23 protein-coding genes are annotated in these 20303 nt (G+C 28.5%); 8 read left to right on the forward strand and 15 right to left on the reverse strand.

Features of this window, described 5'->3' with window-relative positions:
* Position 1: 1 nt before the first annotated feature.
* Positions 2-1024, reverse strand: coding sequence for a ketol-acid reductoisomerase (gene ilvC / locus CLCT_RS04535; RefSeq protein WP_149062396.1), 1023 nt, complete (start codon positions 1022-1024; stop codon positions 2-4).
* A gap of 107 nt (positions 1025-1131) precedes the next feature.
* On the opposite strand from ilvC, the gene CLCT_RS04540 reads away from it, so the two are divergent.
* The 6 genes from CLCT_RS04540 (at position 1132) to CLCT_RS04565 (ending at position 5990) form a co-directional block, all read left to right on the forward strand.
* The gene (locus CLCT_RS04540) at positions 1132-3072 is read left to right on the forward strand and encodes a VacB/RNase II family 3'-5' exoribonuclease (protein WP_149062397.1); all 1941 of its coding nucleotides are present in this window, start codon (positions 1132-1134) and stop codon (positions 3070-3072) included.
* Positions 3065-4030, forward strand: a complete 966-nt coding sequence (holA, locus tag CLCT_RS04545) for a DNA polymerase III subunit delta (protein ID WP_149062398.1) — start codon at positions 3065-3067, stop codon at positions 4028-4030. The genes CLCT_RS04540 and holA overlap by 8 nt, the downstream gene beginning before the upstream one ends.
* A 90-nt stretch (positions 4031-4120) precedes the next feature.
* Positions 4121-4495, forward strand: coding sequence for a 30S ribosomal protein S6 (rpsF, locus tag CLCT_RS04550; protein ID WP_012661658.1), 375 nt, complete (start codon positions 4121-4123; stop codon positions 4493-4495).
* Positions 4496-4498: 3 nt separating this feature from the next.
* Entirely contained in the window at positions 4499-5026 is a 528-nt protein-coding gene (locus CLCT_RS04555; RefSeq protein WP_115645698.1) for a single-stranded DNA-binding protein, read from the forward strand.
* A gap of 10 nt (positions 5027-5036) precedes the next feature.
* Positions 5037-5297: a 30S ribosomal protein S18 gene (gene rpsR / locus CLCT_RS04560; RefSeq protein ID WP_039618521.1), complete on the forward strand. Its 261-nt coding sequence runs from the start codon at positions 5037-5039 to the stop codon at positions 5295-5297.
* 51 nt (positions 5298-5348) lie between these two features.
* Positions 5349-5990 (forward strand): MarC family protein, encoded by a 642-nt coding sequence (locus tag CLCT_RS04565; protein WP_149062399.1) that lies wholly within the window; start codon positions 5349-5351, stop codon positions 5988-5990.
* On the opposite strand, the gene CLCT_RS04570 is transcribed toward CLCT_RS04565, so the two are convergent.
* From CLCT_RS04570 to fliW, 5 genes are read right to left on the reverse strand one after another with little or no spacing between them, the layout of a single operon-like run.
* Positions 5972-6394, reverse strand: coding sequence for a hypothetical protein (locus CLCT_RS04570; RefSeq protein ID WP_039668499.1), 423 nt, complete (start codon positions 6392-6394; stop codon positions 5972-5974). The genes CLCT_RS04565 and CLCT_RS04570 overlap by 19 nt on opposite strands.
* A complete protein-coding gene (locus tag CLCT_RS04575) occupies positions 6391-7119 on the reverse strand; it encodes a type II secretion system protein (protein ID WP_052239458.1) in 729 nt (242 codons plus the stop codon). The genes CLCT_RS04570 and CLCT_RS04575 overlap by 4 nt, the downstream gene beginning before the upstream one ends.
* Positions 7103-7399: a hypothetical protein gene (locus CLCT_RS04580; RefSeq protein WP_149062400.1), complete on the reverse strand. Its 297-nt coding sequence runs from the start codon at positions 7397-7399 to the stop codon at positions 7103-7105. The genes CLCT_RS04575 and CLCT_RS04580 overlap by 17 nt, the downstream gene beginning before the upstream one ends.
* On the reverse strand, positions 7396-8124 hold the full coding sequence (locus CLCT_RS04585; RefSeq protein WP_149062401.1) for a pyrroline-5-carboxylate reductase: 729 nt from the start codon (positions 8122-8124) through the stop codon (positions 7396-7398). The genes CLCT_RS04580 and CLCT_RS04585 overlap by 4 nt, the downstream gene beginning before the upstream one ends.
* The gene (gene fliW / locus CLCT_RS04590; RefSeq protein ID WP_012661666.1) at positions 8124-8519 is read right to left on the reverse strand and encodes a flagellar assembly protein FliW; all 396 of its coding nucleotides are present in this window, start codon (positions 8517-8519) and stop codon (positions 8124-8126) included. Before fliW ends, CLCT_RS04585 begins: the two co-directional genes overlap by 1 nt.
* 176 nt (positions 8520-8695) lie before the next feature.
* Here fliW and bamD point away from each other — a divergent pair, with 176 nt between their 5' ends.
* On the forward strand, positions 8696-9352 hold the full coding sequence (gene bamD, locus CLCT_RS04595) for an outer membrane protein assembly factor BamD (RefSeq protein WP_039668502.1): 657 nt from the start codon (positions 8696-8698) through the stop codon (positions 9350-9352).
* Entirely contained in the window at positions 9352-11730 is a 2379-nt protein-coding gene (gene lon / locus CLCT_RS04600) for an endopeptidase La (RefSeq protein WP_149062402.1), read from the forward strand. Before bamD ends, lon begins: the two co-directional genes overlap by 1 nt.
* Positions 11731-11745: 15 nt before the next feature.
* Here the strand turns inward: lon and CLCT_RS07785 are convergent, their stop codons facing one another.
* The 9 genes from CLCT_RS07785 to CLCT_RS04645 form a co-directional block, all read right to left on the reverse strand.
* Complete coding sequence (locus CLCT_RS07785) at positions 11746-13125, reverse strand: methyl-accepting chemotaxis protein (protein WP_371817767.1); 1380 nt, start codon at positions 13123-13125, stop codon at positions 11746-11748.
* A gap of 4 nt (positions 13126-13129) precedes the next feature.
* Positions 13130-13621, reverse strand: a complete 492-nt coding sequence (locus CLCT_RS04610) for a PAS sensor protein (protein ID WP_039668505.1) — start codon at positions 13619-13621, stop codon at positions 13130-13132.
* 77 nt (positions 13622-13698) lie between these two features.
* Complete coding sequence (gene cetC / locus CLCT_RS04615; RefSeq protein ID WP_039668506.1) at positions 13699-14190, reverse strand: energy taxis response protein CetC; 492 nt, start codon at positions 14188-14190, stop codon at positions 13699-13701.
* A 46-nt stretch (positions 14191-14236) separates the two neighbouring features.
* On the reverse strand, positions 14237-15448 hold the full coding sequence (gene ilvA / locus CLCT_RS04620) for a threonine ammonia-lyase (protein ID WP_149062403.1): 1212 nt from the start codon (positions 15446-15448) through the stop codon (positions 14237-14239).
* A 2-nt stretch (positions 15449-15450) separates the two neighbouring features.
* Positions 15451-15810 (reverse strand): CoA-binding protein, encoded by a 360-nt coding sequence (locus tag CLCT_RS04625; protein WP_170230446.1) that lies wholly within the window; start codon positions 15808-15810, stop codon positions 15451-15453.
* 67 nt (positions 15811-15877) lie between these two features.
* A complete protein-coding gene (locus CLCT_RS04630; RefSeq protein WP_149062404.1) occupies positions 15878-17050 on the reverse strand; it encodes an MFS transporter in 1173 nt (390 codons plus the stop codon).
* Positions 17051-17061: 11 nt separating this feature from the next.
* Positions 17062-17481, reverse strand: coding sequence for a MarR family winged helix-turn-helix transcriptional regulator (locus tag CLCT_RS07745; RefSeq protein ID WP_149062405.1), 420 nt, complete (start codon positions 17479-17481; stop codon positions 17062-17064).
* Positions 17482-17539: 58 nt separating this feature from the next.
* A complete protein-coding gene (trmA, locus tag CLCT_RS04640) occupies positions 17540-18580 on the reverse strand; it encodes a tRNA (uridine(54)-C5)-methyltransferase TrmA (protein WP_149062406.1) in 1041 nt (346 codons plus the stop codon).
* Positions 18581-20293, reverse strand: coding sequence for a Na+/H+ antiporter NhaC family protein (locus tag CLCT_RS04645; protein WP_149062407.1), 1713 nt, complete (start codon positions 20291-20293; stop codon positions 18581-18583). It abuts the gene before it with no gap.
* Between the last annotated feature and the right edge of the window lie 10 nt (positions 20294-20303).

The following is a 20303-nucleotide window of genomic DNA, read 5'->3' on the forward strand; positions in this document are numbered from 1 at the left end:
ATTAGTTTTTATCTTTATCAACTAATTTTTTAGCACTAATCCAAGGCATCATAGCGCGAAGTTCGCGTCCTGTTTTTTCTATCAAAGAATCATTCATTAATTTACGCTCTGCATGCATTCTTGCAAAATTCGCTCTTCTTTCTAAGATAAAATCTTTAGCAAAACTTCCATTTTGTATGTCTTTTAAAACACCTTTCATAGCCTCTTTAGTTTCTTTGGTAATAATCTTAGATCCTGTGATATAATCTCCATATTCAGCAGTATTAGAAACAGAATATCTCATATCAGCAATACCACCTTGATAAATCAAATCCACAATTAATTTCATTTCATGCAAGCATTCAAAATATGCCATTTCAGGCTCATACCCTGCTTCAACTAAGGTTTCAAAACCAGCTTGGATTAAAGCACTAAGTCCTCCACAAAGCACTGCTTGCTCACCAAATAAATCTGTTTCAGTTTCAGCTTTAAAAGTTGTTTCTATAATACCTGTTCTACCACCACCTATAGCACTAGCATAACTTAAAGCTAAATTTTTAGCATTTTTACTTTCATCTTGATGGATAGCAATTAAACAAGGAGTGCCCCCACCTATACTAAATTCATGCCTTACAGTATGACCTGGAGCTTTAGGAGCTATCATAATCACATCTATACCTTTTGGAGCAACGATTTGTCCATAATGGATATTAAATCCATGTGCAAATGCTAAAGTTTTGCCTGCTTTTAATTCAGGTTTAATTTCCTCATTAAAAATTTCACTTTGAATTTCATCAGGAGCTAAAATCATAATCAAATCTGCTTCTTTGGTAGCTTCTTTTACGCTTTTTACTATAAAATTTGCTTTTTGAGCTTTTGCCCAACTTTGCCCACCCTCTTTTAAGCCTATGATAATATCTACGCCACTATCTCTTAAATTCATAGCATGAGCATGACCTTGAGAGCCAAAACCTATAATAGCTACTTTTTTTGATTTTATTAAATTAATATCACAATCTTTATCATAATAAATTGATACAGCCATTATGCACTCCTAAAATTAAAATTAAAGCAAAGATTATAACTAAAAAATATAAATTTAATCCTTTTATGATAAAATTTAAGTTTTGAAAAATTACTATAAAGAGTCTTATGAAAGAATTATTTAATCAACTAAGTTATGGTCTAAATGCTAATGAAATTACTAATAAAAACAAGCAAATAATTAAAGAGTTATTAACTTGTGATATTATTAAATTTTATAAAAACAAATACTATTTAAAAGATGGCTTTACTTTTGGTAAAATTGACATTTCTGTTAATGGAACGGGATTTTTAGAAAGTTTTGATCCTGCTTTTAAGCGTGATTTGCTCATAGAAAATAAAAATTTAAAAGGAGCAAATTATGCTGATATAGTTGTGGCAAAATTACTTCCTCTTAAAAAAAAGCGTCCAAGTGCTAAAGTTATTTTAATACTTAAAAGAGCCCATGAAACTTCTTTGGTTATAACTAAAAAATACGGCGAAGTAGTCCTTGGAGTAAATATTCAAACAGGACTCACATGTGCCTTAAAAGCCTCTCAAAAATCCTTAAAAGCTCTGCCTTTAGGAACTATTTTAAAAATAGAAAATCATGATAATAATATCACTGAAGTGATAGGGCATATTGATGATGATTTTGTGGATGAAAAAATTTCCTTAGCACTTTTTAATAAAAATGCAATTTTTGATAATTTATGTGAAAATGAAGCAAAAGCTTATGGAGATAAAGTCGATGCAAGCATGTATCCATCAAGAAAAGATCTTAGAAATTTAAATTTTTGCACCATTGATCCAATTGATGCAAAAGATTTTGATGATGCAATTTATTATGATAAAAATGAACATGCCATTTATATAGCCATAGCTGATGTAAGTGCTTATGTACATGCTTATAGTGCTATTGATAAAGAAGCAAGATCAAGGGGTTTTTCGATTTATTTTCCTCATATTGCTATACCTATGTTGCCAAGAGCTTTGAGTGAAAATATTTGCTCACTAAAACCTAATGAAGATAGGTTGACATTTTGTTTTAAAATAAGCTTAGATCAAAACAATGAAGTGATTAAAGAAGAGCTTTTTGAGGCTATTATTAACTCAAAACGCCGTTTTAATTACGATGAAGTTGATAAGTATTTACAAACGCAAGAAGACTTAGGTGCGATTAATTGGCTTTATGAAGTTTTTAAAATCACTCAAAATTTACGAAAAAAACGATTAAAAAATGCCTGTGAGTTTAAAACCCAAGAGTTAAGAATGACTTTAGATGAAAATAATAAACTCATAAAAACACGCCTTGAAAATGACACAGCCTCGCATAATTTAATCGAAGATTGCATGCTTTTAGCCAATAAAGCTGCAGCAAAACTCATTGATATAGGAGTTTTTAGAAATCACTTAAGTCCTGATTATAAAAAAATAGATCAATTGCTAGCTGATCTTTCAACGCTTAGTATAGATATTAATTCTAAAAATAATGTCATAGAATTATTTAAAGATATTCAAACCTTAGCAAATGAGCTAAATATAAGAGAAGAAGTAGATAAACTCATCATCAAGGCGCAAAAAAAGGCCGAATATTCTAGTGAAAATGCGGGACATTTTGGCTTGGGTTTTGATAAATATACCCATTTTACAAGCCCTATTAGAAGGTATTCTGATCTTATTTTACATAGACTTTTAAAGGCTAAAATCAACAATGATGAAAAAATGTTTAATTATTTGCTTTTAAACATACAAAGCACTTGTGAGGAATTAAGCCTACTAGAAAGAGAAGCAGATAAAGTTGCTTGGCATTTCATGGATAGAAAATTTACAAGATGGGCAAAGGAAAATATAGGAAAAAGATTTAAGGCTTTAGTGGTAGAAAATCAAAGTTCATTGCAAGTAAAATTAAATGATGAAATTAAAGGGGCTTTGATTGCTATCATAGGTTCAAGGGCAAATTTATTAGAAAATGTAGAAGTAGAAATCACTGAAGTGGATATTGTTAGTGCCAAAATTTTTGGAAAAATCACCAAGCATTTTAGTTTAGAAAGAAACCAAAATGTATAAAAATCAACTTCAAAGCTTACTTAATAGCAATAGTTTTCCTAATTTTTTCTTGCTTTATGGAGCGGATAATTTCCAAATAGAGCTTTATGCTAAATTTATTAAAGATAAATACTCTTTTGATGAGAGTTTAAGATTTTATTTTGAAGAATATGATTTTAAGCAAGCCTATGATTATTTATCTAGCGCCTCCTTATTTAGCGAGAGAAAACTACTAGAAATCAAAACTCAAAAGAAAATCCCAAGTAAAGAACTCAAACAACTTTTACAGCTTTGTCAAAATTCGCAAGATAATTATTTTTTACTCGAAATTTATGATGAAAGCTCCAAACAAAGTGAAGCGGAGAAAATTTTTGCTAATAATTTTTGTAGATTTTATAAAGTAAATTCAGCTAAAGAAGGTATGGAGTTACTAGCTTTAAAAGCTAAAGAATTAAATATTAACATCACTCAAAATGCCCTTTATGCTCTTTTTTATAATTTTAATGAGAATTTATATTTGGCAGCTAATGAGTTAAATAAATTTAGTGGTTTAAATATCGATGAAAAAATTATTCAAGAGCATTGTTATAGCTTAAGCACTATTAGTTTTGAAAATTTTTTTGATAAACTAATGCAAAAACAAGATTTAAGAAACGAACTTGAAAATATTTTAGAAAATTATAATGAAGTAGCACTGATTAACGCCTTATATGCAAATTTTTATAGACTTTTTAAAATTGCTTTACATGTTAAAATTTATGGAAATTTAGACTTAAAAGAAATTTTAGGCTATACTCCGCCTATTTCTGTGGCACAAAATCTTCAAAAACAAGCTCTTATAGTCAAAATATCACAATATAAACATATCTTTTTAACACTTTGTAATTGCGAATATGAATTAAAAAAAAATTCTAAAATAGAAAAAAAAGAGTTTTTAATCTCAGCACTTTTACAACTTAGCACCATATTAAAAAGTTAAATTAAGAAAACTTATGGTAAAATAAAATTTGCATTTTATGCAAAATCCTTGCCTAAAATTTTAGGCTTTATATCCATAAGGAGAAATTAAATGAGACATTATGAAGTTTTATTCATATTAAAACCGACACTTACAGAAGAAGAAGTAAGTGCTAAGTTGGAATTCGTAAAAGAAGTCCTTACAAAAAATGGCGCAGAAATTGAAAGCGTAGTTCCAATGGGAACAAGAAAACTTGCGTACAAAATTAAAAAATACGAAAGAGGAACTTATTTTGTGATTTATTTCAAAGCTCCTACAAATTTAATAGCAGAGCTTGAAAGGGTATTAAGAATCACTGAAGAAGTAATTAGATTTTTAATCGTAAAATATGAAAATAAAAAAGAAATTGCAGCTTGGGAAAAACTAAGCAAAGGTATCAAACAAAATAAAAAAGAAATCAAAGCTAGTGAAAGTACAGAAGGCTAATTAATGTTTAATAAAGTCGTTTTAGTAGGTAATCTTACAAGGGATATAGAGATGCGTTATGCTCCATCAGGTAGCGCGATAGGCTCTTCTGCTATAGCTGTAACAAGAAGATTTAGTACAAATACAGGAGAAAAAAGAGAAGAAACCTGCTTTATCGACATTAGTTTTTTTGGTAGAACAGCAGAGATTGCTAATCAATACCTTAACAAAGGTAGTAAAGTTTTAATTGAAGGTCGTTTGAGATTTGAGCAGTGGAGCGATCAAAATGGACAAAATAGATCAAAACACAGCATTCAAGTTGAGAATTTAGAAATGCTAGGTTCAACTGTACAAAATAACCAACAAAACAATTTTGACAATCAAAATTATGGCTATAATCAAAATTTTAACCAACAACAAAGTTTTGATCCCTATGCTCAAGTACAAACTAGAACAAACCCATCTAATACTTATCAAAATCCTCAAAAGGAAACTCCTATGAAGGAAATTGATATTGATAAATATGATGATGATACAGAATTACCATTTTAAAGGAAAAAACATGGCAGAAAAAAGAAAATATTCACGTAAATATTGCAAATATACAGAAGCTAAAGTTGATTTCATCGACTATAAAGATACAGCATTATTAAAACATGCTTTATCAGAAAGATTTAAAATCATGCCACGCCGTTTAACAGGTACTAGCAAAAAACACCAAGAAATGGTTGAAGTTGCTATTAAACGTGCAAGACATGTAGCACTTATCCCTTATATTGTAGATAGAAAAGAAGTTGTTACTAATCCTTTTGAGGGACTATAATTATTAAATCAATCCCAAGCTTAAAAGCTTGGGAAAATAAAAGGTTGTCTTATGTTTTCAGATATAGAATCTGAAATTTATGCTATTTTACTTGCTTCTGTTGCTATTATAGCAGTCTTAAATCCTTTTGGAAATCTTCCACAATTTATAGCAATGACCGAAGGTCTAGATGCTTATACAAGAAAAAAACTTTTTAGAAATATCATTTATACTGCATTTTGTATTGTTTTAGCTTTTTTACTTTCTGGACCGTTTATCATGAAATATTTATTTAAAATAGATATTAATGATTTACGAGTTGCGGGCGGTTTGATTTTAATCATTATGAGTACTAAAAATTTACTTTTTACTCCATCAAGTTCTCAATTTCAACATTATCAAGGATTAAGCCATAAAGAATTATTGAAAAAAAGTATAGTCCCAATGGCATTTCCTATGCTAGTAGGCCCTGGAACACTTTCAACGATAGTGGTTATTTCAGAAGATCAAAATTTAGCTATAGCTATAACTTCTGTATTACTTACCTTTGCTTTTATTTTTGCTTTATTTCACTTTTCAGCTACCATTGAAAAAGTCATAGGAAAGCTTGTGCTTTATGTTTTTTCACGTATTGCTTTAGTTTTTATTATGGCTATGGGAGTAAAAATGATAGCTATTGGGGTTCAAACTTACATTCAATCTAATTTAGGATAAACAAAAAAACTTTTTTGTAAAAACACTTCTTCATTTACCGCTTTATTACCATTTAGCAACACACTAATATTTACCGCTATAATACTTTTTGCATTAGCATCATTTGCTATCAATTTATATTCTTTACACTCACCTAAAGGATAAGCATAATCAATTCGTATTTTTATATTATTATATTCAAAATTATATTCATTTAAGCATTCTTTACCCTCTAAATAGGTTTGATATAAAAAATATTTAGAAAGCTCTTTTGCATCATGAAGTAAAATCTTTCCTTGAGTATAAAGAGTTAAATCTTTCATAATTCTTGGAGAATATGAAGAAATTTTTATTACAAATACCATAACAAAAGAGATAAATAAAATAAAAGATATTGTATAAACCATAGCAAACGATTTTTTCATAAAAACATCCACTTAGATAAACATTCATTTTGACTTTTATCACATATTAAAGCTTTTAGCGCCTTATCATCTTGCTTGAAAATAAGCTTTGAAATATTTTGAGCTAATAAAAAAGATCGTTTATTATGATTTAAATCATCTATTTGCATATAAATATTTTCATTTTCTAAATATACCTTAACATAAGCATATAAAATAGTATAAAATCCACTAAATTTCTCATTAATAAAATGGATTTTCTCTCTATCATTTACTAATACTTTATAAATTTTTGAATTTTTTATATCATAAAAATACATATAATCATTAGCATATATTTTTAACTTTTTTTCGCTATGCATATCTTTATAATTACTTAAAATTCCTTTAGAACTTCCATTTTCTATAAAATGCAAATTGCTTTTTGGACTAAAAAAACTTTCATTGTTTTCTAAAATAATGCCACTAAAGTTTAATTTTTTCAATGATAAATCATAAAAAATATCATCATTTGCGCTCATATAACACTCAAAAGAACTACTTGTCAATGTCGCATTTAAACAAGAATGATAAATTTTTTCCATACTAAGCAAAGTTTGGTTTAAATTTAAAAATACTGTGTTGGAATTTTTAATTTTGTAACTATGATTATAAAGATGTATGGCCGGATTGCTCAAGATAACAATCAATACACCCAAGATAACAAGGCTTAATGCAAGCTCTAATAAACTAAAAGCTTTTTTCATCTATAAAAGCTTCTTTATAGGATAAATCTTTTATTTTTAAAGATTTGAGTTTAAACTCATCACTAGTGTATTCTAAAAAGTTATAAGTATTTATATTTACTTCTTTTGATTTATATGAAGGATTTCGCATAAATAATTCTTTTTCTTCATTAAAAAGGATTTGATTTTGCCATATAATATTTAAAGGTTTGTGTGTAAATATAAGATAATAAGATCCAAAAACAAAAGATAAGATTACAATACAAAAAGCAAGCTCTAGGAGACTAAAAGCTTGCTTCATTTATTTAAACTTGCATTAAAAGCTTCAAAAAAAGCACCGCGCAAAGCTCTTTTTTCTAAAGCCTCAACTCCTCTTATAGTCACCCCTGCTGGAGAACAAATTTTTTCTTTAATAATAGCAGGATGTGTATGGTTAAACAAAGCACTAAAGCTTTCAAAACAAGCACGCGTAAGCTCATAACTAAGCTCATTTTTTAAACCATTTTTCACACCTGCATTTGCTAAACTTTCTGCTACCAAAGCCAAAAACGCAGGAGCACACCCACTTAAAACCATAGCCACATCAAATTCTTTTTCATTTTGCAAACTTATGGCTTTACCAAAAGTATTTAACAAAGATATAATTTCATGTTTATATAAATCATTTTCCATCAAATACGCAGTCGCTGAGGCTTTAAATTCAGCTGCTGTATTTGGCATGATTTTTATATAATTTTGTGCATTAACACAATGAAGTTGCTCAAAAGTAGTATTTGCTAAAACTGAAATAAGCCATCTTGCCTTGCCTTTTAATTTAACAGCTACTTCTTCTAAAGCATAAGGTTTAAATGCTAAAATAACATTTTTATCTTCTAAATCAAATTCTTCATAAGATAAAACTTCTAAATTTAAGCTACTAGCTTTTTTTAAATCCCTAGCAACAACAACTACTTTATAAGTATCTTTTAAACCTTTAGCTATAGCACTTGCCATAGCGCCATTTCCTAAAATATAAATTTCAGACATTATTTTGTTTGCTTAATAAAAGCCGAAATCTTTTCAGATTGAAAATAATTAGGGTATTTGCTTGTATCCAAAATCACTTGCACTAAAGAATTATTATCATAATTCATCACAACAGGTGCTAAAAAATTAACTGTAGATTCTTCTAGTGGCTCATTAATAGCGACAATAACAAATACGCCAAAATTAGTTTGCTCATTTAAAGCTAATAATTCTTGATAATAATCAGGTACTTCAAAATCATAATCAGGACGGATCATATAAGGATCAATCATCACAAAAGAAAAATCTTTACCATCAAGACTTTTAAGTCTATAAAAAACCTCATCTATTTTATAAAAGTTCATATTTTTGGTATCTTCAAACCCCAAAATAGGACATTTAACCTCTAAATTCATTTTGCCTCCTAAAATCTATTGACTAAGAAATTACAATTCATAAAGCAATTTTAGTTCCAACTTTTTAAATTATACTAATTAAAACTTTTTGATTATAATTTTAATTCAAAAATTAACATTTTCATAAACATAAAAACATTATAATTATAAACTATATAAATTTATAAGGTAACACCATGAAAAAACTTTTTATTTTTTCGTTTATTATTGCAGGTTTATTTTTAGGAGCATGCAGTTCAAAAAAAGCAGAAGATTTATATAATCTAAGCTCAATGGAATGGTATCAACAAATTATAAAAGATTTACAAGAAAAAAATCTTGAAGCAGCTGATAAACATTATACTTCAATGGCAGCTGAACATATAGCTGATCCATTATTAGAACAAACTTTACTTATATTAGCCCAAGCTCACATTAGTGAAGAAGAGTATGAAATGGCAAATTTTTATCTTGATGAATACTTAAATAAATTTGGTGATTCACAAAATGTAGCTTATATAAGATATTTAAAAATCAAGGCCAAATTTGACTCTTTTGCTGTTCCAAATCGCAATCAAGCACTAATGTTAAAAACAATAGAAGAAATCAAAGAATACAATCAAAGCTATCCTAATGTGCAATATAATGATTTAATTGACACCATGCTTACTAAATTTAATCTTGCAGTTTTTTATCTTGATACCAGTATAGCAGAGTTATATCAGAAAAAAAATAGAGAGCAAAGCTATGAAATTTATAAGCAAAAAATAGAAAATTCCGATTTTAATAAAATCGATATGATTAAACCAGAACTTCCATGGTATAGAAAAATATTTGAAGAAGGTATAATGTAATGAAATTAGAAAATACTCAAAACTATCCAACAAAACTTCCTGTTCTTGTGGAAGATGAGCTTTTTTTATACCCTTTTATGATAACACCAATTTTTTTAAATGATATGCAAAATATCAAAGCTTTAGATACTGCTTTACAAAATGAGAGTATGATTTTTGTAGCACCATCTAAGATTGAAGGTGGACGTGGTTTTGATGAAATTTATGATTGTGGGGTTATTGGAACTATTATGAGAAAAGTTCCATTGCCTGATGGTAGAATTAAAATTTTATTTCAAGGTTATGCTAAAGCTAAGATAGTTGAAAGAATTTCAGATGATCCCTTACTTGCTCTAGTTGATTTAATCCACCAAGAACCATTATGTAACACAAAAAAAGAAGCAATCATTGAAGTAGTAAGAGAAAAAGCTAAGGCTTTATCTACTGTGAGTCATTATTTTCCACCTGATCTTTTAAGAACCATAGAAGAAGATGTCGAACCTAGTAGAATTTGTGATTTAATACTAAATTCCATTAAAATCAAAAAACAACAGGCGTATGAATTTTTCATCGAAACTAATTTAGAAACCAAGCTTTTAAATTTAATTGATTATTTAGCTAAAGAAATTGAAGCAAATAAAATTCAAAAAGAAATCAAAAACAAAGTTCATTCTAAAATAGATAAAGTCAATAAAGAATATTTCCTAAAAGAACAACTCAAGCAAATTCAAAGAGAGCTTGGAAGTGATATACAAAAAGAAAGTGAAGTAGAAGAATATAATAAAAAATTAGAAAAGAAAAAAGCTTTTATGTATGAAGAAGCTTATAAAGAAATCAAAAAACAAATTCAAAAATATGAAAGAATTCATCAAGATAATTCAGAAGCCTCTATGGTGCAAACTTACATAGAAACAGTTTTAGATATACCTTTTGAGCACTCTTCAAAGAAAAAGCTTAATCTAAAAGATGTCTCTTTGCAGCTTAATAGAGATCATTATGCATTAGAAAAACCAAAAGAACGTATTGAAGAATACTTTGCGGTAAAAGAACTTTTAGAAAAACGCAAAATTAAAGATAGAGATGGTGCTAAAGTTATCTTGTGCTTGGTTGGACCTCCAGGTGTTGGTAAGACTTCTTTAGCAAATTCAGTCGCAAAAGCATTAAAAAGAGAATTAGTACGCATAGCTTTAGGTGGCTTGGAAGATGTAAATGAATTAAGAGGGCATAGGAGAACCTATATAGGAGCTATGCCAGGACGCATTATACAAGGACTTATAGAGGCTAAACAAAGTAATCCTGTGGTAGTGCTTGATGAGATTGATAAACTAAGTCGTAATCACAGAGGAGATCCAAGTGCAGTTTTACTTGAAATCTTAGATCCTGAACAAAATACTAAATTTAGGGATTATTACCTAAATTTCAACATTGACTTAAGCAAAATCATTTTCATAGCTACTGCAAATGATGCAAGTTTAATCCCACCTGCTTTAAAAGATAGAATGGAATTTATAGAGCTTAGTTCTTACACTCCTCAAGAAAAATTCCAAATAGCTAAAAACTATCTCATACCTGATGAAATAAAAAAACATGGACTAAAAGAAAAAGAAATTAGCTTTGATGATGAAGCTATAGAATTAATAGTCAATGAATACACCAGAGAATCAGGTGTAAGAAATTTAAGAAGAAAGATTGCTGAAGTTTGCAGAAAATGTGTTAAAAAACTTCTTTTAGAAGAGAATATTAAGAACATTCAAATTAATGCTAAAAATTTAAAAGATTTTTTAAACAAAAAAGTCTTTGAAATAGAAAAACATGAAAAAGAAAATAAAATCGGTCAAGTAAATGGACTTGCATGGACTGCAGTGGGTGGGGATGTTTTAAAAATAGAAGCCATTAAGATCAAAGGCAAAGGCGAGTTAACTCTTACAGGAAGTTTGGGTGATGTGATGAAAGAATCGGCAAAAATTGCTCAAAGTCTTATTAAAAATTTAATTGATGAAGAACAAATCAAAACACCAAAAAGTCTTTTTTATAAAAAAGATGAAAGTATTTACAATCAATACAATCTTCATATTCATGTTCCAGATGGTGCAACACCAAAAGATGGACCAAGTGCAGGCATAACAATCACTACAGCTATTGCCTCTATTTTTAGCGACAAAAAAGTAAGATCTGATGTTGCAATGACAGGGGAGATTGACTTAATGGGCAATGTTTTACCAATAGGTGGCTTAAAAGAAAAATTAATTGCTGCTTATAAAGCTGATATTAAAACAGCTATTATTCCACATAAAAATTACGAAAGAGACTTAAAAGATATCCCAGAGGAAGTAGTAGAAAATATGAAAATAATTGGGGTAAAAACTTTAAATGAAGTATTAAAAATAGCTCTTGTGTAATAAACTAGAAGCTTATTAAGCTTCTAGTTTATCCATAATTAATTTACTATCTTTTTCCAACTCTCTTATATCACTAATAATTGAGTCATAATCTTCTTTTGAAATATTTTCTTTTTTAGCTATTTCTATAGCTTTATTTGCAGAGTGTTGTATTTTTTCACTCTTAGAATCCATTTCATTTTGAGAGATTAAAGGACAGAAAATGCTTTTTGCATCTTCATCTTTACATAAACTAGAGATTGGATCAAGATTTTGTAAATTTTGCTGAGAACCATTAAGAGTAAGATAAACATCTGATTTATATAAAATATGATCTATTTTCATAGCTGATAAAGTCAAATCAGAAGCAAAATTCACAAATTCTTTTCCTAAATGAGAACTTTTATCTTCTAATTCTCTAAATGCTTCGCTAAAATTAGCGATTTTGCTATTAGAAGAATTTGCAATATCAAATACCTTTTCACTGTTTTCTTGTATTGAGCCAATTTCTTGATTCATTACTTGAATTGCTAAGGTAATCTCACCAGTTGCTTTTTGCGTTTTTTCAGCAAGTTGTCTTACCTCATCTGCAACCACAGCAAAGCCTCTTCCATGTTCACCCGCACGAGCAGCCTCAATAGCCGCATTTAGCGCAAGAAGATTAGTTTGATCTGCTATATCTCTAATAACTTCTACAATTGCATTGATACTTTGAGCATTTGATGCAAAAGTATCAACAGCATTTTTACTCTCATCAGCTACTTGCATCATAGAAGAAATCGAATCTTGCAAATTACCCACTTCTAAACCATTCTTTTGAGCAGTATCTGATATGATTTTAATATCACCAAAAACTTCTCTCATCAACTTAATAATACCATTTAAAGCAGAAGATAAGTCGTTTAAATTTTTATTTTGACTATTTAAACTCAAATCCATCAATTCTCTTGATAAAGCATTTTTAAAAACAGATTTTCCTGTTTTTTCTATATCATCTAAGGCTTTATTGATAAAGTTAATATTATGAACAAAAATTCCTTTTAAACCTTCAGGAATAGCTCTTCTAAAATACTCACCCTTTTGAGAACAAGCAATAGAAGTATTAATTTCTCTCAAATAAGCTTCTAAGCCATCTATAGTATTATTAAGATTATCTGCAATTTCTTTAAGTTTTTTATTGCTACATTTAATGTATACAATTCTTGAATCAAAATTACCATTTTTTAATTCTCTACTAAGATCTAAGATTTTATCACTAAATTGATCTTCTTTTTTTAAAACAACAAAAGCAAAAGTAAACAATAAAAACAAAGCCAAAGAAAACCCAAAAGAAATAAAATCTATAAAATATATAGAATTTGCACAAGATAAAATACCCAGACCAATACCAACTAATACTATATTTTTCATCAACATCCTTTTATTTTTGAATTTGCATTATTAATTCATTGTAGCTCATCCCATAGGATTTTACTACAGCATTTAGTTCTTCAAGTCCTGCTTTTACACCACCTTCCTTTTCTTTTCTTATAAGAACTTTATAAATTTCTTCTATTGTTTTAACAGCCTCTGCTTTAGGCTTTCTTCTTACTGAATAATAATTTAAAATATTTTCATTAGAATCACAAGAAGCTGTTATGTTTGCAAAAACCCAATAATAATCATTAAATTTTGTTTTATTTTTTACAAAAGCAAAAACCTCTCTTTTCATTTGAATATTATCCCATAAATATTTAAAGACAGTTCTTGGCATATCAGGATGACGCATAATACTATGAGGTTTATATAAAATTTCATCAATTTTATAATCAGAATATTTCAAAAAATCTTCATTAGCATAAATAATTTCACCTTTTAAATTGGTTTTTGATGTTATCAAAACATCTGAAGTTAGAACTTTTTCCAAAGACATAGATAATTTCCTTATTTTTAAAATAATAAGACTAATTATACCTTTTTTTATAAAAAAAATAATTTTATTTGTAAAAATTATTTTTGAAGCTCTAAAATTAATTGATTATAACTCATATTATAAGAATTAACTATTTTCATAAGCTCATTTACTCCAGCTTTTATGCCTTCTGTTTTTTCAACTTCTAATAAAACCTTATAAACTTGCTCTATCACCGGTATTGCTTCTCTTTTTGGTTTCCTTCTTACTGAATAGTAGTTTATAATATTTCCTTGTTTATCAAATGAGGCTGTAACATTAGTAAATACCCAATAATAATCATTTTGTTTAGTTTTATTTTTTACAAAGGCAAAAATTTCTTTTCCATCTTGTATATAGTCCCACAAACACTTAAAAACCGTTCTTGGCATATCAGGATGGCGTACGATATTATGTGACTTATACAAAATTTCATTCATTTTATAACCAGCATATTTTAAAAAATCATCATTAGCATAAATGATATTTCCTTTTAAATCTGTCTTAGAGGTTATCAATGTATCTGGTTCTAAAATTTTCTCTTGTGACATTTTTACCCTTTTTTAATTTCATTTACAAAATATTATATTTAATATATCATAAAATTTCATTAAAATTAAAACCTTTATCATAAAGTATTTTTCTAACTAATTCTTGGTGTTCTTTTCCTTTAGTTTCCAAAGTGATTGAAATCATTGCATCACCATATTCAAGCTTAGTTGAAAATCTATCATAATCAATTTTAACTATATTAGCCTGAGCTTCTTTAATCGCATCACTCAAAGCACTCAAAGCTCCTGGTTTATCAACTAAAGTAACATTAATAAGCATTTTTCTAAAAGCTTTAAACAAGCCTTTTTCTATAATGATATTTAACATTTGCACATCGATGTTTCCACCACTTAAAATCACTCCGATTTTCTTATGATTTTTTAAATCTATTTTTTTATGTAAAAGTGCAGCAACTGCTGATGCTCCTGCTCCCTCAACTGTTATTTTGTGTTTTTCAAGTAAATATAATACTGCATTAGCTATTTCTTCATCATCAACCTGAATAAAATCATCAACACATTCAAGAATAATATCAAAATTAATTTTATTCACATCACGTACTGCTATACCATCAGCTATAGTTCTAACAGCTTTTGAATTAATTATTTTTTTATTTTTAAAACTCTCATACATCGCAGGAGCTCCTTTAGCACTCACTCCGATGACTTTTATAGCGGGATTAATTTGCTTAGCAGCACTCGCCACACCACTAATCAAACCTCCTCCACCAACTGGAACTAAAATCATATCTAAATCACTTATTTCATCAAGCATTTCAAGCATTAAAGTGCCTTGTCCTGCTATAATACTTTCATTTTCAAAAGGATGAATGAAATTTAAATGATGTTCTTTAGCATAATTTAGTGCATAAGCATAAGCCTCATCAAAATTATCTCCTTTTAAAATCACTTTTGCGCCTAAATTTTTAGTAGCACTTACTTTTAATAAAGGTGTAGCTTCGGGCATAACAATCACAGCTTCTATATCAAATTTTTTAGCACTAATCGCAACTCCTTGTGCGTGATTTCCTGCGCTTGCAGCTATTACTCCTGCTTGTTTTTGTTCTTTAGTTAAATTAGCTATTGTATTATAAGCTCCTCTGATTTTATAAGCACCTGTTTTTTGCAAATTTTCACATTTTAAAAAAACATCAGTTTCTAAAAACTCACTTAAAAAAGAAGAGTGTACAAAAGGGGTTTTTAATACAAAATCTGCGATTTTTTGTTTTGCTTGATAAATTTTATTTAATTCAACCATGACTATCCTTTTTGTAGTTCTATTTTAATGCAACAATTTTGAACGCAATTTATACCATATTTTTTACATTTTTGCATTATTTCCTCATTGATAATACCAAGTTGCATCCAAAAATTTTTAATCTTTTTACTCAAAAGATCCTCAAAAATTTCATTTGCAAAACTTGCTTTTCTAAACATTACAACCGTATCAACTTCAAAAGGGATTTCTTTTAAATTTCTATAAACCCTTTCATTTAAAATAAAATCTTCTTTAGGATAGATGGGATAAATTTTATAACCTAAATCTTGTAAATATTTGCTTACAAAATGAGAAGGTTTATCTTGATTAGGGCTAAGTCCTATAATGGCTATATTTTTCATAGTACTTAGTATTTTATAACTATCACACAATGCTTTTCCTTTTTAAAGCATTGTATCTAAAATCAAATTAACAAGAAGCTTTTTTTACAATCAACAAACAATACAAAATCAAAGCCATTGCAACCAATAAAACACAAAAAGCATAAACATTGGCAAAACCTATACTTGGCTCTATAATACCTAGCAAATAAGGACTTACTCCTATACCAAAATCCAAAGCTATAAAAAATGTAGAATTAGCCAAACCCATTTTTTCTTTAGGTGCAAGTTTTATAGCTAAAGCTTGAGCACTTGAAGTAGCATTAGCATAACCTAACGCACAAAAAACTCCAGCTAAAATAATCATATAAAAATTTAATGCAAAAGCAAGTAAAAGCAAACATACTATAAAACTCAAAAAGGAAAAAATCATCACAATATTAGCACCATATTTATCAAACACTTTACCAGCAAGTGGTCTAAAAACCATAGAAAACCCAGCATATATCACAAAAAACATAGATCCAGCAAAAGCTAAATTTAAACTTTGGGTATAAGCACTCATATAAGCTATAATAGCGCCAAAAGGGCATGCAAGCAAAAAGGTTACCAAAGCTAAATTTAAAACTGATTTTTCAAAATAATTATAAATACTAAATTTTCTTTTTATATGATGATGTTTTTTAAATCTTCTTATTTTTAAAAAAATAGATAAGATTAACGCAAAGACAATACTCAAACAAGCTATTAAAAAACTAAGCCAAAATTGATTGATAGAGTCAAGTTTTATGGCCAAAAAAGGACCTAAAGCTGAAGTTAAAACAACGCTTGTAGCATAATATCCTATACCAACTCCTCTTTTATTGCTAGGTATTATCCTAGCAATAGCTGCCCCACAAGCACAAGAACAAATTCCATAACAAATCCCTGCTAAAAAGCGTATCAAAATCAAAAAATATACATTATAAAATTTCAAATACATTAAATTAATAAAAAGATAAAACAAAAGCGAAAACACTATAACCTTTTTTATATTAACATCATCAATTATAGAACCAAAATAAAGTCTAGATAGTAAAGCGCCTATAACAAAAGCTCCCATAATAAGACCTGCAGTGCTAGTTTGAAGGTTTAAAACACCTAAAACATAATCTGTACTAGAAATAGTACTCATATAAAAAACAAGACAAATAACAAAATTTATCCCAAAAATACAGAAAAAATTTATATTAAATAAATTATATTTTTTACTTAATCCCATGAAAAAACCTTTTAAATTTTCTCATTGATATAATCAAGTAATTTTAAAAGTCTTTCTTGATCTTTTACATCTAAGATATCCAAAATATTTCTTTCATATTTTCTTATATAAGCATTTGCATCTAAAAAAATTTCTTTACCTTTAGCGCTTAAAGTAATGATTTTTTCTCTTTTATCATCTGCTTCCAAAAACTCTATATATTCAAGCTTTGCTAATTTAGAAACAACTCTAGAAAGCATAGCTTTATCCATCTGATAAAACTCACATATTGGAGCTAAAGTGCTATAGCCATGCTGATTTAAATATACAAAAACCCTCCAATCACTTGATTTTAGTCCAAAGGGTTTTAAAATTTCATTGACTTGATAGAGTATTTTTCTATTTGTATAAGTAATTTTTTGAAATAAAATAAGAAATCCTTTATAAAAAATTAATTGATTAAATCAACTATTTTTATAGTAACAAAGCTTGTATAAATTCTAACTTATGCTAGGCTTTTATTTTTAAATGCACCCCACATTCAAGATGAGGAGTATTGGCAAATTGATCAAAAAAGGCTAAATTTAAAATTTCATGACTTTGACATAAGATTTCAAGATTTTCTTTCAAAGTGGTAGGATTACATGAAATATAAATGATATTTTCATAATTTTTAATAAGTTCAATCACACTTAGATCAAGCCCTGCTCTTGGAGGATCAACCAAGACATGAGATATTTTAAAGCTATCTAAATCTATGCCTTTTAAGCGATTAAATTCTCTTTCTTTTTTCAAAGCTTGACTTAACTCTTCGCTAGAAAGCCTTGTAAAAGTTATATTTTCAATAGAATTTAAAACGCAATTTTTTAAAGCAAATTCGATATTTTTTTTAGAAATTTCAGTTGCTAAAACTTTGTTAAAATTTCTTGCTAAAGCTATGGTAAAATTTCCATAACCACAATAAAGCTCTAATAAATCTTGTTTAAAATCACTCCTAATACAAGATATAACCCACTCGATCATCTTTTCATTGATAAAAGTATTAGGCTGGATAAAACAATCATTATTAAACTCATATAAAAATTCATTTGTATTGATTTTTAAAGCTTGTCTTAAATTTTCTCCATTAAATACAAATTTTTTACCCCTGCTTCTTGCTATGAGTTTGAGATTTAATTTTTCTGCTAATTCTTGTAAATCTTGTGCAATTAACTCTATATTTTTATGGAAAAGTAAAGTTATACTTAAATCTAATTTTGTAGCTAAAAACTCTACTCCAAAAAGCTTATGTTTTAAATTTTCATTTAGATTATTTAATAAAATAGGCATATAATCTTGAATTTTTTCATCTGCTATATCAAATTTTTCAATAGGAATTTTTTTCTTATTTTCAAACATTGCATAAGAAATTTCCCCATTTTCATGATGATATATAGAAAATTCTGCTCTAGTTCTATAAGCTTTTAAAGGCGACTTAAAGCACTGGATTTCTTTATCATATAAAGAAGAAAACAATGCTTTATTTAAAGCAATCTTTTCTTCAAAATGCATCTATGCATCTACCTTTTTACCAACTACAAACAGCAAGGCTATCATAGCTAAGATTCCAAAAACAAGCCCTAGCCATACATTAAGTCCTAGTGTTACTGGTAGATAACCACAAAGTATACTAATAGCACAAACACTCAAAGCATAAGGCATTTGCGTGCTAACATGAGCTAAAAGATCGCACTTACTTCCCATAGATGAAAGTATTGTGGTATCAGAAATTGGCGAGCAATGATCTCCAAAAATAGCTCCTGTTAAAACCCCAGAAATATTAATAATCATATATTGGTGCAGCTCTGCTCCGCTTAATTCATTATGAACACCAACAGCCATAGCTAAAGGAATAGCTAAAGGCATTAAAATACCCATAGTCCCATAACTAGTTCCTGTCGAAAAAGAAATAATAGAAGCAAAAATAAAAATTGCCGTAGGAAGTAAGTAAATAGGTGTTTTATCTGAAAATAAATCAATTAAATATTTAGAAGTTCCTAAATCCTTAATCACAGAAGCTAATGACCATGCGCAAAGTAAAATAATCACAGTCATAATCATAGTTCTCCAACCATGAGTCCAAACTACAATAGCTTCTTTTAAAGTAAATATTTTTCTATACATTCCTAAAATAATAGCTACTATAGTAGCTAAAAGTGCTGCTTGAAACAATACAACCGAAGCATCAGCTGCGCCAAAAGTTTCTCTAAAAGCAAATAAACTAAATGGTGCTGCATCAATTTGCGCTTTAATACTCGCATCATCCAAAGCATTATAACCACTAAAATAAAAACCTATAAATGAAAATACAATCAAAACAGCTAAAGGTATAATGGCATTAGAAGCTTGTAATTTCACATGCTCTTTTGGTTCTAAAACCTTATCTTCTATATTATCAATTTGCTCATGACCATGAGAAAATTTACCCGCTCTAGCTCTAAGCTCAGCTTTTAACATAGGCCCAAATTCTCTACCTGTATAAATAGTCAAAACAACAAAAATCAACATAAAAAGATTATAAAATCTATAAGGTAAGGTTTGTACAAAGATTTCAAAAGCATTGATTTCTTCTTTTACTATACCCAAATGCGCAAAAGTTGCATTATCGATTAAATCATATCCGCTACGAATTAAAGAAATTTCAAGTCCTATCCAAGTAGAGATGATAGCAAGACCGGTAATTGGCGCTGCAGTTGCATCCATAATAAAAGCAAGTTTTTCACGACTTACTCTAAATTTATCTGTCACTGGACGCATGATAGGACCTACGATTAATGAATTAGCATAATCATCAAAGAAAATAAAAATCCCCATACACCAAGTAGCAAATTGTGAACTTTTTGCCTGCTTAGCTTTAGTAGAAAGCCAAACAGCCACAGCCTTAGTACCACCTGTTTTAGTAATAAGGGCTACAACCCCACCTATAGTTAAAACTTGCAATAAAATTCCTGCATTACCAGGACTTGCCATAGCATTTACCACTTTAGAAATAAAGCCTGTAAAAGAAGCAATAATAGCATGATAAATGCTATTTTCAATAAGTCCTAGCATAAAAGTACCACTTAATGCACCAATAAACAACGAAAGTACTACATCTTTAGTAATAAAAGCTAAAATAATAGCTATCACCGGTGGTAAAAGCGTCCAAACTCCAAAAAGTTCTGCATTTGCCTGCACATCAGCAAATAATAATAAAGGAGCTAATAATAAATAAAAAATTTTCATATTTTTCCTT

The sequence above is a fragment of the Campylobacter lari subsp. concheus genome (assembly GCF_008245025.1).
Lineage (GTDB): Bacteria > Campylobacterota > Campylobacteria > Campylobacterales > Campylobacteraceae > Campylobacter_D > Campylobacter_D concheus.